Origin of the sequence: Magnetococcus sp. PR-3 (assembly GCF_036689865.1) — a bacterium.
Lineage (GTDB): Bacteria > Pseudomonadota > Magnetococcia > Magnetococcales > Magnetococcaceae > Magnetococcus.
The window spans coordinates 21055-37076 of the sequence record NZ_JBAHUQ010000036.1 but is presented as its reverse complement, the minus strand read 5'-3'; the positions used below and the strand labels follow the sequence as shown (position 1 = coordinate 37076).

The following is a 16022-nucleotide window of genomic DNA, read 5'->3' as shown; positions in this document are numbered from 1 at the left end:
ATTGAACGCTCCGAGCCGAGGGGCGGTGCAGCGACACCGCCCCTTAGGCTTTGATGATGCTTACCATAACCCTGTACAGGGTTATGGGTGTTGAGTCATGGTAATGGCTCAACGCTATGGAGGTCACCATGTACATGGAAAAATTGGGCGTACTGGCGCAAAGCACTGGTCTAGCCCATCTGCAGTGGGACACGACGTTGATGATTCTCATCGGCGCCCTGCTGCTCTATCTTGCCATCGTCAAGGGGTTTGAGCCCCTGTTGCTGATTCCCATCGGGTTCGGCACGATACTCAGCAATATACCCCTGTCTGGACTAAATGAACCCGGCGGGATGCTCTACAGTGTCTATGAGATTGGTATTGGCTCCGGTGTATTCCCACTCCTCATCTTTTTAGGGGTTGGCGCACTGACGGATTTTGGGCCGCTTATCGCCCGACCCAGCACCATCTTTTTGGGCGCTGCTGCACAGTTTGGCATCTTTGTGACCCTAATCGGTGCTTTGGCGATGAACGCCTTACCCGGTTTTGAATTCTCACTGGCGGATGCCTCTGCCATTGGTATTATTGGTGGTGCCGATGGACCCACAGCCATCTTCCTCTCCTCCAAACTGGCGCCAGATCTCATGGGTGCCATTGCGGTTGCGGCTTACTCTTATATGGCACTGGTGCCCATTATCCAGCCGCCTATTATGAAAGCCCTAACCACTGAGGATGAGCGCAAGATTGAGATGACCCAGTTGCGTCCCGTCAGTAAAACCGAAAAGGTTTTCTTCCCGCTGCTGGTCTTACTTCTGTGCGCACTGTTCCTTCCTTCTGCCGCACCACTGATCGGTATGCTTACCTTTGGTAACCTGCTGCGTGAGTGTGGGGTTGTGGAACGTCTCTCTAAGACGGCTCAGAACGAACTGATCAACATTGTCACCATCTTCCTGGGGTTGGCTGTAGGCACCAAGCTCTCTGCCGATAAATTCCTGAGCATTGAAACACTGGGTATCCTGGCTCTGGGTATGATCGCATTTGGTATTGGTACAGCGACTGGGGTTCTCATGGGTAAACTGATGTGCCGTCTGACCAATGGAGAGGTCAACCCGCTCATCGGTGCTGCGGGGGTAAGTGCGGTTCCTATGGCGGCCAGGGTGGTAAATAAGGTAGGATTAGAATCAAACCATCATAACTTTCTGCTGATGCACGCCATGGGACCCAATGTGGCAGGTGTCATCGGCTCCGCCGTTGCAGCTGGTGTATTGCTGGCTATCGTTGGCGGATAATACAAACCCTTCGTAGAGGGAAGACACTATGGAACTCAAGCTTGAAGGCCGCCAAATGGATATCGGTAACGAGCTGCGCGATCGCATCACCACGCGGCTCCAGACCCTGGATCAGCGTTTTGGACCTATTACCCACGCCCGCGTGAGCATAGAGCGGAAGTCGCACAAAAATGCGCAACGTGCTGAGGTAAAGACGGTCATTAATGTACCGGGCAACACCATCTCCTCCACTAAAGAGGCAGCAACAGTTATTCCGGCGGTTAACGAAGCTTTGGACACCCTGACCCATGAGCTGCAAACGTGGGCCGAGAAGACCAAGAAGAGCCACGCCCGCGCTTAATGCATCTATAAGCACGAGCCCATAATTAAAACCCCGCCTTTGGCGGGGTTTTTTTGGGTTACAACCCTCGTTTCTGCTTAGCCTAATGATCTCTTTATCGTAAAATTCAAATACGAAACATTATTTGCACAGGGACTACGGCATAGAGGAACGCTTTTAATGATCTTTTTTCCTTTATTACCCCCAATATCATTGCCTCGGTTCTATAAACTTGGTTTTTCTGCCCTGCTGGTCACTCTGTTATTTGGCTGTGCGACTTCTAACCTACCCTATTCCCCCCCAGACAGAACACCCATTGCCCCCCCTCAATATACGGCAACGCCCCCCTTGTGGCTGCAAGAAGATATTATGGATGCCACTTTGGGGGATGCCAAAGCTCAGTTAAAGCTTGGGCAGATACATATGGTTCCATCATTTGGGCTTCAGGATTATAAAAAAGCCAAACAGTGGCTGACCATTGCCGCATGGCAAGGTGAAGCAGAGGCTCAATTTTACTTAGCAGGCATGCACGCTTTTGGCTTAGGCGGACCCAAACAAAAGGGCAGAGCTGTACATTGGATGCACCAAGCAGCACAAACCAAAATGCCCAAAGCACACTACTATTTAGGCATTTTTCGGCTTAAGGGCTATGGCCTAGAGCATATGGGCTCTGCCGAAAAATGGTTCCGACGGGCCGCCCGTGCCAACTATGTCCGCGCCATGGGTTATCTGGGCGCCATGTATTTAACAGGAACGGGCGTCAAGAAGGATCTTGAGCGGGGCAAACAGTGGTTTAAGCGTGCTGCCCAAAAAGGGGATTATTTTGCCAAGGGCATGTTGGCCCAATTGGCGGACCCGAGTTGGGTCCCTTCCCCCTTATTACGGCAAAGTGAAAAAGGGTGGATCCTTAGGGCCAGAAAGGACAACCCTCATGTCCTGTACTATATGGCCAAATCTTTTTTAGAAGATGAGTTCGCCACGACACATGAGATTGAACGCTCTATTCAGGGATTTCACCGGGCGGCAGGTTTGGGGCATATCCAAGCTCAATATGAGTTAGGCCTATGTTACCTGAAGGGTAAATATGGACTTAAGAGCAATCACCACACGGCACAAAAGTGGCTACAAGCCGCCGCCTATAAAGGCCATAAACAAGCACAGCATGCGCTACATACCCTTAACCGTGTACCTCATCCTTAATCATGCAGGATCCAGGGCAAGCCCCCTTCCCGACCATTTATCGTAAAAACAGAGATGAGATTAAACCCTTTCCATAAACCATAAGGTCGGAGTAGGATAGCGTTCTGCCACAATGTAATAATATTACATTATTCGCCCTAGCCTTTAGGTTCCCATGTCACACAGCCACTCAACCATCACCCAAGACAAACTTTTTTTAAGCCTACTTCTGGTAGGGTTTGTCGCGCTGTTTTTCAACCCTTGGCTGTCAACACTATTGGCACCTGACGCCGCAGAACAGATTCTCAGTGGCCAATCCAGCCAAGGAAACCGTTGGCGGGAAAACTTCTCCACCTACTTTATTGCCATCACCTTAGAGGCTGCACCCTTTATGATTATGGGTACTTTAGCCTCAGCACTGATTGAGCTTTTTGTACCGGCTGGTTTTTTACCCAATATGGCCAAACGTCTGGGTTTTTTAGGTATTCCTGCCGTCGTTTTGGCATCCCCTCTTTTTCCCATCTGCGAATGTGGTGTGGTGCCAGTAGCTAGGCGTCTTCTAAAAAAAGGGCTCCCCCTGCCCCATACCTTGGCCTACCTGCTGGCTGCACCGATCTTTAACCCCGTGGTCCTTATGGGCACATGGCTGGCCTTTTATAAAGACCCCATCTATCCCATGCTTCGGGGTTTGGGGGGGGTGATGGTCGCCATTGTGGTTGCCCTGCTTTTTTACCACTATGGCCGTCGTCGGGCACTGATCCATGCAGAGGCCTTTGAACCGGCACCAGCAACCCTTATTCCCATTGAGATCGCTCAGAAAAAACGGTCGTTACCTCAGCGCCTTGCTGGGATTTGGCGAGACTTGGCTTTTCATGTCCGTGAAGATTTTTTAGAGATTACCCCCTACTTCTTATTTGGTGTATTCCTGGCCAGTTGCATGAAAACATTCATCCCCCAAGAGAGTCTCTTCCAATGGGGGGGGGATCCTTTGGTGGGTCCCGCTATTATGATGGCGGCCGCTTTTGTCATGTCTTTGTGCTCAGAAGCCGATGCTTTTTTAGCGGCCAGTTTTGTGGAGTTTGATGTGGTCAGCCATATGGCCTTTTTGGTTTTAGGGCCCATGCTGGATATTAAACTGTTACTGATGTATAGCGCCCTATTTCGCGCCCGTTTTATCGTGCTCTTTAGCCTTGCCATTATTCTGGCGACCAGCCTTTTCCTACTCTTTATGGATAAGGTGCTATGGGGGCAGTTGGATCTGCTTATGGGTGGGGGGGCGATGTTATGAACCGTTTAATCCTACAATGGCAACTCTGGGCGCCGGTTTTTCAGATGAGCGGTTGGTTGATGTTTATGGGGTGGATTACCTTTGGGGGTTATGATACCGCCTACCTGGCCAGTTTACAGAGCACCCTGTTGCGTGCAGGCTGGTGGTTAATGCTCATAATTCTGATCACCCAAGCTTGGCAAAACCTCTCTCGTGGGGCTGAGGCATCGACCTGTCACCATCACGATCATGACCATCAACAAGGGCCACCTCAGCCGATTAAGCTACTGGCCGTTTCAGCGGTCCACTTTGTACCCTGGCTACTGTTTTGGATTACTGGCGTTACCACCCTGACTTTACAACAAGAGCAGAATTTAAGGTTTTCCACCATCCGAGTACAGGGTGCGGAACAGTCCAATATTCAAGGGTTTGATCCTGCCAGTTTGGCCTCCGGTCAGCGGGTTGATGTCAACCTGATCGATATCTATAGCCATGAAGCCTTAAAGTCAGGGGCCCATGTTAAGGTGGTTGGACGTTTAATGCGCCTAAATGCGCAACAGGTTCAACAGTATAAACCTGGGCACCAGGGTAATATGTCTCTTCTTTACCGCTATGCCATTGCGTGCTGTGCGGCAGATGCCTCACCCATTGGCTTACTTTTAGAAGATCCACAAGATATGCTTAAGGGGCTTGTAAAGGATGCTTGGCTGGAGATGGAAGGTACCACCAGCAATACCATTGAAGGGGAGGAGATCCTGGGTTTAACCGTCACCTCAGTTAAACCCACCTCAGCCCCCAAGCAACCCTACCTTTTTTGGCTAGCCGCCATTCCCTAACCCCCTATGGTTACGCTTTTTTGGTAACACACGCTTAGGGGGTGGGGTTAGCCTTGTGCTGTTTCCTGCCTTGCTCTACAGTTTTTAGAGATACTCCATTTTTAAAAGCTTAATAAGGATTCCCTTATGGTCATCCGTCTTTTAATCCTCTTTACACTGCTTCTCGGGGCATTTCCTCAGGTGCTATCTGCAGCGCCCTTTAAAATTATTCAGGCAGATGAACGCTTGTTGGATGGGCGCCCAGCCCTGATGTTACGTTTTTCCCATCCACTGGCCGAAGCAGATCAAAGCCAATGGAAGATCTCCGTTCTTCTCAAAGATAAACCGGTCAGTGGTCGCTGGGTAAAAAGCGAGGATGGGCAGCAACTCTATTTCCCATTCATACAACCTTCAACCCGCTATGAAATTGCGGTAGAACCGGGAGTTATCGCCAAGGGTGGCGAGCTTCTGCAATTGGGTAAGGTCTATAAGATCAAAACCCAAGCCCGCCCACCCGGCTTTAACTTTGCGGCCAATGGTTTGGTTATTCCGGCCCGTAAAGAGGTTGGCTTACCCATTACCACCGTTAATGTACCGGAAGTGATGGTGGAGTTTATTCGGGTAAAGGATGCAGCAGTCATCAAGTTTGGGGGGATCTTTACATCCCGTGGCCAGCGGGCGATAGAAGCTTGGGAGGCCAGTGATTGGGCAGGAGATGGTGAGAGTGTCTACAGTGGTCGCTACCGTACGGGGGGAGACCCCAACCAGACCCTGACCACCAACCTCCCCATTGGTGAGATACCGCAACTACAGCTACCCGGGCTATATGTTGCTGTCATGCGCCGCCCTGGTCAGTTCCATCAGTACGAAGCCAGCTATTTTTTTGTCACCGATATTGGTCTTCATCTACGCCGTTATGGGAAAAAACAAGCCGAGTTGTTTGCGGTTAGTTTGACCGATGGTCAACCCCTGGCCCATACCGAGATAACCCTGCACCGGGAGGATCTTAAACCCTTAGTGCTCAGAACCAATACACAAGGTCATGTGGCCCTGCGCAGTGACAAAGATCTGTCCGGTCTTATCCTAGCCAGACGCGGCAAACATTTTGCCATGCTTCCCTTGGATCGTAGTGAACTGGATCTCTCGGAATTTTCCATCCATGGGCCCAACCATCAACCGATTAAACCTTTTTTGTTTGGACCCCGTGATCTCTACCGGCCTGGTGAAACTGCTTTAGTTGAGGTACTACAACGGGATCATGATGGCGCGCCTATACCCAAGCGCACACTGTTTTACCAGATCTTCCGCCCCGATGGCCGTTTGGCCAAAAAAGATTGGGTTTTACCCGATGCCCAAGGCTATACCCGCATTATCTTTAAACTACCTGATGATGTTCAAACTGGGCAGTGGCGGGTACAGGTTGCAGCCGAACAAAAACGCCCCGCTGAAGGGGAGTATCGCTTTCAGGTCGAGCCTTTTTTACCCGAACGGTTAAAGCTTCAACTCAAGAATAATCCAACGGGGGCAACCCTAGAGAAGGGCTGGCAGGTTGGTTTACAGGGGGATTTTCTCTACGGCGCCCCTGCAGCTGGGTTACGTGCCGACGTTTTTGCCAGTTTGCATGAGGACACCCACCCGATACCGCAGTGGCCAGACTTTTTCTTTGGCAACAGCACCGCCTCTTCCCGCCTACACCAATGGTCAGAACAAAGCCTGACGCTGGACCAACATGGTCACCAGGTTTTTAACCTACCCCTCGCAGATTTTAAACTACAAGAACCTGCCCAACTTCGTCTAAGGGTGGATCTTAACGAAACCGGTGGTCGTGCGGTTACCCGTACCCTTCGTACTTCCCTATGGCCAGCCCAGCAACTGGTGGGTATACGCCCCCTCTATGACGGGGATTATGCCCCTCGGGACAAACCCACCTCGTTTGAGGTGATCCGTACCGATAAAAAGGGTGCCTTGCTTCAGGCGCAGAATCTACAGATCAAAGTGATCTATGAAGAGCGTAACTACAGTTGGGTCTATAGTGACAGTAGAGGGTGGCACCACAACATCACCAAGTCTGAGTATGCCATTCATGAACAGGATCTAAACCTGGTGCAGGGCAAAAAAGCTACAATCAGCTTTAATGCCCAATGGGGCGACCACCGCCTGGAGATACTCGATCCCTCAACAGGGCTCAAGAGCATTCACCGCTTTAAAGCGGGTTGGTCCCGTGGAGACAACACCCCCAGCGCCCGCCCGGATCGGGTCGCTATGACCTTAGACAAACCCCATTACAACCTTGGTGACACCGTTCAGCTAAGCCTGCGCCCACCCCATGCTGGTCGCACACTGGTGATGGTTGAGTCGGACCAGATGCTCTTTAAAAAATGGGTTGATACACCCGCCCAAGGGACCACGGTGGAGATTCCTGTTGGCCAAAGCTGGAACCGCCATGACCTGTACATATCCACGATGCATCTACGCCCACACGGCATGGATAGTATACGGACCCCCACACGTGCTGTCGGCATGTTGCACCTACCTCTCAACCGGCAGGACCGAAAACTGGCCCTTGAGATTGATGCCCCTACACTTGTAGAGCCGGAACAGACCGTTCAGGCCACCGTGCGTGTCACCGGCTCTCTTCCACCAAAAACCCATATACGACTGGTCGCGGTGGATGTTGGCGTGCTCAACATTACCCGTTTTAAAACCCCGGATCCGAATCGCTTCTTTTTTGAGAAACTGGCCTACAGTGGGCAGATGCATGATCTCTATCATCGGGTTATGGAAGCGAAGAAGGGGGATTGGGCCAAACGCCGCTTTGGGGGCGATATGGACGCTGCAGATCATGGTGGGCCACGGATTAAACCAACGGTCCAGATTGTGGCAATCACCCCTAAGCCTATTGAGCTTGGTGCAGATGGAACGGCTCAAGTGGCTCTAAAGCTGCCAGATTTTAACGGGACGTTACGGTTAATGGCCATAGCCTATACCGATCGTACCTTTGGTCATGCCGAACAAGAGATGGTGGTTCGTGCCCCTCTGGTTATGGAGGCATCAACCCCGCGTTTTATGGCACCCGGTGACCGTAGCCGCTTAAGTCTGGATCTCCATAATCACAGCGAGAAGGATCAAACCCTGATCCTGAGCCTTCAACAAAGCGGCTTGCTTGAGACCACACTGCCACAAAAAATGGTCACCCTAAGCAAAGGTGCGCGCACCACCCTGGTGCTACCCTTACAAGCCAAACCAGGCTTTGGCTCAGGTACCCTGACGATCCACGCCAAAGGGCAAGGGGTAGAGAAACAACGCCAATGGTCTATTGCGGTGCGCCCCCCCTATACCCCCACCACCGAAAGCTACACTCTGGCCCTTGAACCCGGCCAACATTGGGCGCTCTCGGATGACAATCTGAATCAATTGATCCCGGGCACAGCCACCCTGGGGGTGACACTCTCCAACCAACCCCCGATAGATGCAGGGGATGCCATCCGCAACCTTATAAGCTACCCCTATGGCTGCCTTGAACAGACCTCCAGCCGTATGTGGCCGCTGCTTTATGTGGACCCTGCCATGGCCAAGCGCTTTGGTATTAAAAAACCCATGGATCGTAGCACCCGGTTAAAAGCGGTTAAAGCGGGCTTTGAACGTATAGCGGGCATGCAAAAACAGAGTGGAGCCTTTGGTTTATGGAGTAGTCGCAACCCAGAGGAGGCTTGGCTCACCGCCTATGTGGTAGATTTAATGTTCCATGCCATTGAGCAAGGTTTTTCCATTCCCAAACCCCAACTCACTAAGGCTTTACGCTATCTGTTCAAACGCTACCAGCAGCCTGATCGTGGTTTGACCGATGAAGGTAACTTTGCCATCCGCTCCTATGCCGCCTTCCTGCTCTCGTATGCAAAAAAAGCAGCACCGGGTACCTTACGCCAGTTGTATGAAACACGCCCCAAGAAGATGCAGAGCCCCCTACCCTTTGTACACTTGGGGATCGCGATGTTACGCCAGGGCCAGAAACAACGGGGAAGAGAGCTGATCTTGCATGCGCTTAAGACCCCCCGTCAACAGGCCCCCAACGCTCTGTATGACTATGGTTCGACGGTACGGGATACAGCCTGGATCTATGCCCTGTTACATAAAGAGAAGATCGCTAACCTGGATTTAACCCCCTTACTGTTCTCCTTACAAACACAGATGCAAGGTCGCCAGTGGTACAGCACACAAGAGCGCTTTGCCCTATTCCAAGCCTATCGCATGACACGCAAAACCCAGGCAGAGGCTCCGACCTATCAGCTCATAACGATCGATCCAAGCCAAAAACCACGTATTGAAAACCACTCAAAAGAACGAAAATACCTGCGTGCAACCTTAAGTGGCTATGCCAAACAGGCCCCAACAGGTGCCATGCAGAACCTTCACATTCAACGCCGTTATTATACGCTTGAAGGGATAGACCTTGGGGAAGATCTCTCCCGCTTAAAAGTATCCAGTGGTCTGCGGCTTTTGGTCCGGTTAACCGTGCGTAAGGCCAACCGGCATGTCAAACAAGGCTTGATTGAGGATATGCTCCCGGCGGGGTTTGAGATCGAAAACCCCAGGCTTGATCCAAATTTGCAGCTGCCAGACGTGACGATTGATGGCATCAAGCTGCGCGCCAATCAAAGCAAACTGACCCATCAGGAGTTCTTGGAAGATCGCTATATGGCTGCGCTTACCTTTAACAAAGACGCACAAACGGATCTGTTCTACCGCGTTCGTCTGGTCACACCTGGGCGATATCTGGTACCCGGCGTTCGTGTGGAAGATATGTATGCACCCGAGTGGCAAGGCGTTATGCCAAGCAAAGATGTTCTTCATGTCTTGCCCAGGGGGAGTGGTGACCGCTGAAACCGCTGACACCATGGCTGTATAGCATACTGCTCCTCACGGGCGTGCTCTGGGGGCTGGACCATTACTATCCGGCCCCCATCCCGACCCACCATGGGGGTAGTCTGCTCATTACAGATCGCGAAGGCGAACCCCTACGGGCCTTTGCGGATAAACAAGGGGTTTGGCGTCACCCCCTAACCCCCAAACAGGTGGATGACCGCTATTTACAAGCGCTCCTACACTATGAAGATCGCTGGTTCTATCACCACCCAGGGGTCAACCCACTGGCCTTGCTACGGGCTATAGGTCAGTGGGTGCGTCATGGACGCCCCATCTCCGGGGGGTCCACCCTCACCATGCAGGTGGCCCGCATACTAGAGCCCCACCCTCGTACAATTGGGGGCAAAATACGGCAAATGCTCCGAGCCTTCCAACTGGAATGGCACCTCACTAAAGAGCAAATTCTAACGCTATACCTTAATCACACCCCCATGGGTGGCCCCTTGGCGGGGGTTGGCATGGCCAGCCGTACCTATCTGGGCAAACCCCCCATCGATTTAAGCCATGCCGAAGCCGCCCTATTGGCTATTTTGCCCCAAGCACCCAGTTACTTACGCCCAGACCGGCACCCCAAACGGGCGATCAAAGCCCGCAACAAATTGATCCAACGTATGAAAGGGGTATGGGCTGATCACATCTTGGCAGAAGCGCGCTCAGAGCCACTCTTTCCCTATTATGCCCAACAGAGACAATCCGCCCCCCTGCTGGCCCGTCGCTTAAAACCACAGGCAAACGCCACTAAACCTTTAGTCACCACCATTGATGGCACGCTTCAAGCCAGGGTTGAGGCGCGGCTCATCCAGAAAAAAGCCCACCTACCCAGCCGCGTATCCGCCGCTGTGCTGGTTGTAGAGAACGCGTCGCTTGAGGTTCTGGCCTATGCAGGATCGTTGGATTTTCATGACGCAGATCGCTTTGGACATGTCGATATGGTGCAAGGGTGGCGATCCCCAGGTTCGACCTTAAAACCCTTTCTCTACGCCCAGGCTCTGGAGCAAGGGCTTATTCATAGTCAATCCCTGTTGAGTGATGTCCCCATGGGGTTTGATGGCTACCGCCCAGCCAATTTTGATAACCGCTTTAACGGCCCCGTCAGCGCAACAGCCGCCCTGCGCCGCTCCCTGAATTTGCCTGCGGTGGACCTGCTACACCGTATAACCCCAACCACCTTTGTGACCACCCTGCGCCAGGGTGGGCTTACATTACGCCTGCCCCCCAACAGCCGTCCAAACCTCTCCATAATCTTGGGTGGGACGGCAACAACCCTAGAGGGACTAACCACCCACTACGCCCTGCTCGGACGAGAAGGCCGAGTCGGCCCTTTACGATTTTTGCCCACGACCCAGCTTAAGGATTACCCACAGCTCAACAGCCGCACAGCCTGGATCACACACCGGATGCTTAAACGCCCACCGACACAAGCCACAGGACGGAGCCACCAGCCAGGTCAGCCTTTGATCGCCTGGAAAACAGGAACAAGCTATGGCTATCGGGATGCATGGGCCTTAGGCGTAGGATCCTATCACACCGTCGGTGTTTGGTTAGGACGGCCAGATGGCGTACCCGTACCGGGTCAATATGGTGCCATCAGCGCGGCCCCCCTATTGTTTGAACTGTTTGATCTTTTACCTGATCTAAGTCATAAACCCACCCCTTTGACAGAAACCCCACCAAAAGGTGTGGCGCAAACCACAATCTGCTGGCCTTTGGGTTTAGAGCCTCTTAACAGCTCAGACCCTTTATGCCACCAACCACGTCAAGCTTGGGTCTTGTCAGGGACTATTCCACCAACCTTTGGGGATGACGGAGCGGGTCGCATTTACTACTGGCAAAGAGAAGGGGCTGCCCATGCAGAAGGGTGGCTCAATATGGCGTGTCATGCAGAAAAACGGGTTAAGCGCCAAAAAGCCCAATGGCCCATGCGTTTAACCCCCTGGTTGAGTCCTAAGCTCATACAGCGTAGTGCTCTCCCCAAAGCAGATACCAGTTGCCCACAGGGGGTTACCCCCCCATCGGATATCCTGCACTTTCAGGGTTTGGAAGAGGGCGTCATCTTAATGCCCGCAGGAGAAGAGGATAAAGCCCCCCTGATAAGCTTATCTCTACTGGGTGCCAACACGCCCGTTGCGTGGTTAATAAACGGTTACTTAAAACAACAATCTTCGCCTGAAATCCCCTTTAGCTACCGCTTTACTAAACCGGGGGAATACCGCATAACCGCACTGACAGAAGGCGGAGAAACGCTGAGCCGGAACCTGACCGTCCGAACACATAAACATGAATAACTTCTTAGCGTTACTTTTGCAGTATTTCTTCCGCAAATATGTCGGCGACACTTCATTCATACCACCAATAATATCTATCTAATTATTCATTTTGTTGAATAATTTTTCATCATTGTGCATATTCTATGGGCAAACTTGTAAGATTTTGCCCGATACCTACAATATTTAGTGAGGAAGGAAAGCCATTATGTTTGGCCCTCTTAAAGATCTGAAACTCAAATGGCAATTGATGATTCTTTTTCTTGCCGTGGGGCTAACTCCCCTTTTGATCAGTATCTTTACAGCCTCTCAATCTGCGACCTCTGCTTTGATGGACACCGCCTACAATCAGTTACAGTCGGTGCGTGAAATCAAAAAGGTTCAGATTGAAAAATATTTTAATGAACGCCAAGGGGATATGGGTGTTCTGGTAGAGACGGTAGAAACGCTAAGTGAAGAGGCGTTTGCCAAGCTTACAGCTGTTCGAGAGACCAAACGTTCTGCGGTAACCCGCTATTTGGAGACAGTTTCCAACCAAGCCTCCCTATTTGCACGCAACCCCTCCACTGTGGTCAACATGCGCCGCTTTCGTACAGAGATTGCGGATTATGAAGATCTGGAAGCCACCACAGGCCTGGATACCCAGGGTGTTAAAAAAAGTTTGGCCGATTACTATACCAACCACTTTGGCAAAACCTACCAAGCTAAACGTGGAACCGCCCCTACAAGTGATCTTTTAGAGCAGTTAGACACAACCGCCTTAGCCATGCAGTACCACTACATTGCCAACAATTCACACCCACTGGGTAACAAACATCAGTTAGACGCCGCCAGTGATGGTTCTACCTATAGCGAGCACCACCGCCAAGCCCACCCCTATATGCGTGATTTCCTAGAACGTTTTGGATATTACGATATCTTTTTGGCAGATATTGAGACAGGGCGCATTGTCTATTCTGTTTTTAAGGAGCTCGACTATGGGCTCTCTTTGAAACAGGGCTCCCTTGCCAAGACCAATTTTGCCCAGGCTTTTAAAGCAGCTGCGGCCTCGAACACACCCGGTAGTGTGCATGTGGTGGACTTTGCCCCCTATTGGCCCAGCTATGAGGCACCTGCAGGGTTTATTGCCTCCCCCATTTTTGATGGAGGGAAAAAAATTGGTGTGGCACTCTTCCAATTTCCCATTGATCGCCTAAACAGCATTATGTCTGAACGGGCTGGTATGGGTAAAAGTGGTGAGACCTATCTGGTTGGCCCTGACCAGTTGATGCGCTCTGACTCCTTTTTAGATCCAAAGCACCATACTGTGGAAGCTTCATTCCGCGATCCCGTTAAAGGCAAAGTGGATACCCTAGCCTCTCGTCATGCTATTGCAGGAAAAGCAGAAACCCGTGTGGTACAGGACTACAACAACAATCCGGTCCTCTCCTCCTACGCCCCCATCAAAGTGGGAGACATTACCTGGGGCTTGTTGGCTGAAATTGATGTGGCCGAGGCCTTTAGCCCTGTGGATAAAAAAGGGGAGGAGTTCTTTAAACGCTATATTGATATGTATGGCTATTATGATCTGTTCTTGATCAATCCGGATGGCTTTGTCTACTACACAGCAACCCGTGAGGCCGATTATCAAACCAACATGGTCAGTGGTCAATATAAGGACTCCAACCTGGGTAAGTTGGTACGCCAAGTTATTGAAACAAAAAAAATCGGTTTTGCTGACTTTGCCCCCTACGCCCCCAGTAATGGCGCCCCAGCCGCCTTTTTAGCCCAACCTTTGGTTGTGGATGGCCAAATTCTGACCATTATTGCGGTACAACTGCCTTTGGAAGGCATTAACGGCATCATGCAAGAACGTACGGGTATGGGGGAGACCGGCGAAACCTACCTGGTTGGCCCTGACAAACGCATGCGTTCAGACTCGTTCCTCGACAAACAAGGGCACTCTGTCAAAGCTTCATTTGCTGGCACCATTGCTAAAAATGGGGTGGATACAGAAGCCGTTAGGGAAGCTCAGGCTAACAAAGTGGATGCCCGGGTCATTGTTGACTATAACGGAAACCCCGTTCTATCCGCCTTTACCCCTGTCCAGGTGTTTGACCAAAAATGGAGCCTGTTGGCAGAAAAAGATGAAGCCGAGGTTCTGATCCCAGTCCACGCTCTACAGCAGTTTATGTACGCCGTTGCACTGGTTGCCGCCATTCTGGTAACCCTGGTCGCCATTATGGTTGCACGGGCACTGGCCAATAAACTGGGTATTGAGCTTAATGATCTGATCGAAATTTTCCGTCGTATCAGTATGGGTGACCTGACGGTGGAGCTGGGGGATGTGCCGAAGGACTCCGTCGCTTCCCACCTGAAAAAAATGCGCCAATGTCTGATCGGCTCGGTACGGACCCTGGCCTTGCAGTCCCACTCGCTTTCAGCTGTGGTTAGTGAACAGGATCTAACCAATACCAAGCTGCGCCAAGCCTCTCAGGAAAACCATACCATGGCCCGCTCTGTGGTGGCTGAGAATGATAAAATTGACTCTGAAATCAGTGATCTAGGGGATATCCTTAACACCTCAGATGTCAGTTTGGTCGCGTTAGGGGAAACCGCACAAACTCTGTCAGAAAATGTGAACACCATTGCTGCGGCCTCCGAAGAAGCAAGCCAGAATGTAAGCACCATGGCTTCGGCTGCTGAAGAGATGACCTCCAACATTGATCAGGTCAATACCAGCCTTAACTCAGTAGGTAGTGCCATTCAATCTGTGGTTGAAGCGGTGGAGGAGATGTCCTCTTTGACGGAGATTGTTTACGAGGGTGTTGAACGGGCAGAGAGCACCTCTAAAGAGGCCACCAGTAATACACAATCGACCCAAGAGATCATGAATGCCCTTTCACAATCCACCGATGAGATTGTCAAAGTGGTAGGAATGATCAAGAACATTGCAGATCAAACCAACATGCTGGCCCTCAATGCCTCTATTGAAGCCGCAGGTGCTGGTGAAGCGGGTAAGGGCTTTGCGGTGGTGGCCAATGAGGTCAAAGAGCTGGCACAACAGACAGCAGATGCGACGAAGCAGATCGATGATAAAACCTCAGAAATCCGGGAAAAAAGCCGTAGTGCACGGGATGCCACCCAGTACATTGGTGATCTCATCAATCAGCTTAATACCATCAATGATGACATCTCCAACGCCATGTCCAGCCAGGGGGAAGCGGTCGATCGCATTGTACAATCCATTGATCAGGTCGATCAGGATAACAAAGAGGTCATCCGCAATGCGGCTGAACTGAGCGAAGCCTCAAGTGAAGTGGCACGAGCAGCTCTGGAGGCCGCCACAGGTACCCAAGAGATTGCCCAATCCACCACCAATATCGCTTCTGGTGCAGAAGAGGTTGCTGAAAACACGGCTAAAGTACGGTCCAACCAAGAGCAGACCAAAGAGTTTACTAAACAGGTCTTCCACTCCTCTGCCCTGGTACAGAAGGTTATGTTGCAGAGTATGGATATGAGCGACCGGTTGGACGGTTACGTCGCTGGAGCGGTCAGCCTTTTGGATGTCGCTCTGGACAGCAGTAAATCACTGGATGAAGCACAAAAACGCTTCAATGCAGGTAAAGCGCTCTTTGATGTTGAAGCGATCAAACGGGACCAGCTGGCCTGGATTGAACAGCTCATTCAACAGCTGCGTGGACACCACCGTATTCAGGTAGAAAAAATCCCTGAAGAGAACCAAACGCCCTTTGGTCAGTGGTATCACAACCCTGTGACCCAACAGTTCCATAGTAGTGATGAGACTTTCCAATCCATGGGACCTTTACATAACAAGCTCTATGCGACCCTAACTGAGATTGTAGAACTGGCCCATGAACATAAAATGGACCAAGCCAATGCCCGCTTGGAAGATTTGCATGCCATGCGCAAAGATCTGTTTGAATCCCTGGATATTGTCTATATTGGGATTGACGCTTGTTAGAAGTGAAGCCTAGAAGCTGAATA

8 protein-coding genes are annotated in these 16022 nt (G+C 51.3%); all 8 read left to right on the top strand.

Going from position 1 to position 16022, the window contains the following annotated elements; genetic code table 11:
- The first annotated feature begins 134 nt into the window (after positions 1-134).
- The 8 genes from V5T57_RS17310 to V5T57_RS17275 all read left to right on the top strand — a co-directional run bounded on the left by V5T57_RS17310 (position 135) and on the right by V5T57_RS17275 (position 15999).
- The gene (locus tag V5T57_RS17310) at positions 135-1268 is read left to right on the top strand and encodes a sodium ion-translocating decarboxylase subunit beta (RefSeq protein WP_332892528.1); all 1134 of its coding nucleotides are present in this window, start codon (positions 135-137) and stop codon (positions 1266-1268) included.
- Positions 1269-1296: 28 nt separating this feature from the next.
- A complete protein-coding gene (hpf, locus tag V5T57_RS17305; protein WP_332892507.1) occupies positions 1297-1608 on the top strand; it encodes a ribosome hibernation-promoting factor, HPF/YfiA family in 312 nt (103 codons plus the stop codon).
- Between the two features lie 348 nt (positions 1609-1956).
- Complete coding sequence (locus V5T57_RS17300) at positions 1957-2787, top strand: SEL1-like repeat protein (protein WP_332892506.1); 831 nt, start codon at positions 1957-1959, stop codon at positions 2785-2787.
- A 154-nt stretch (positions 2788-2941) separates the two neighbouring features.
- Positions 2942-4054: a permease gene (locus tag V5T57_RS17295; RefSeq protein ID WP_332892505.1), complete on the top strand. Its 1113-nt coding sequence runs from the start codon at positions 2942-2944 to the stop codon at positions 4052-4054.
- A complete protein-coding gene (locus V5T57_RS17290) occupies positions 4051-4869 on the top strand; it encodes a TIGR03943 family putative permease subunit (RefSeq protein ID WP_332892504.1) in 819 nt (272 codons plus the stop codon). The genes V5T57_RS17295 and V5T57_RS17290 overlap by 4 nt, the downstream gene beginning before the upstream one ends.
- Positions 4870-4995: 126 nt before the next feature.
- Complete coding sequence (locus tag V5T57_RS17285; RefSeq protein ID WP_332892503.1) at positions 4996-9729, top strand: alpha-2-macroglobulin family protein; 4734 nt, start codon at positions 4996-4998, stop codon at positions 9727-9729.
- Positions 9730-9773: 44 nt separating this feature from the next.
- Positions 9774-12056, top strand: a complete 2283-nt coding sequence (gene pbpC, locus V5T57_RS17280; protein WP_332892502.1) for a penicillin-binding protein 1C — start codon at positions 9774-9776, stop codon at positions 12054-12056.
- A 187-nt stretch (positions 12057-12243) separates the two neighbouring features.
- Positions 12244-15999: a methyl-accepting chemotaxis protein gene (locus V5T57_RS17275; protein ID WP_332892501.1), complete on the top strand. Its 3756-nt coding sequence runs from the start codon at positions 12244-12246 to the stop codon at positions 15997-15999.
- Positions 16000-16022 lie beyond the last annotated feature (23 nt).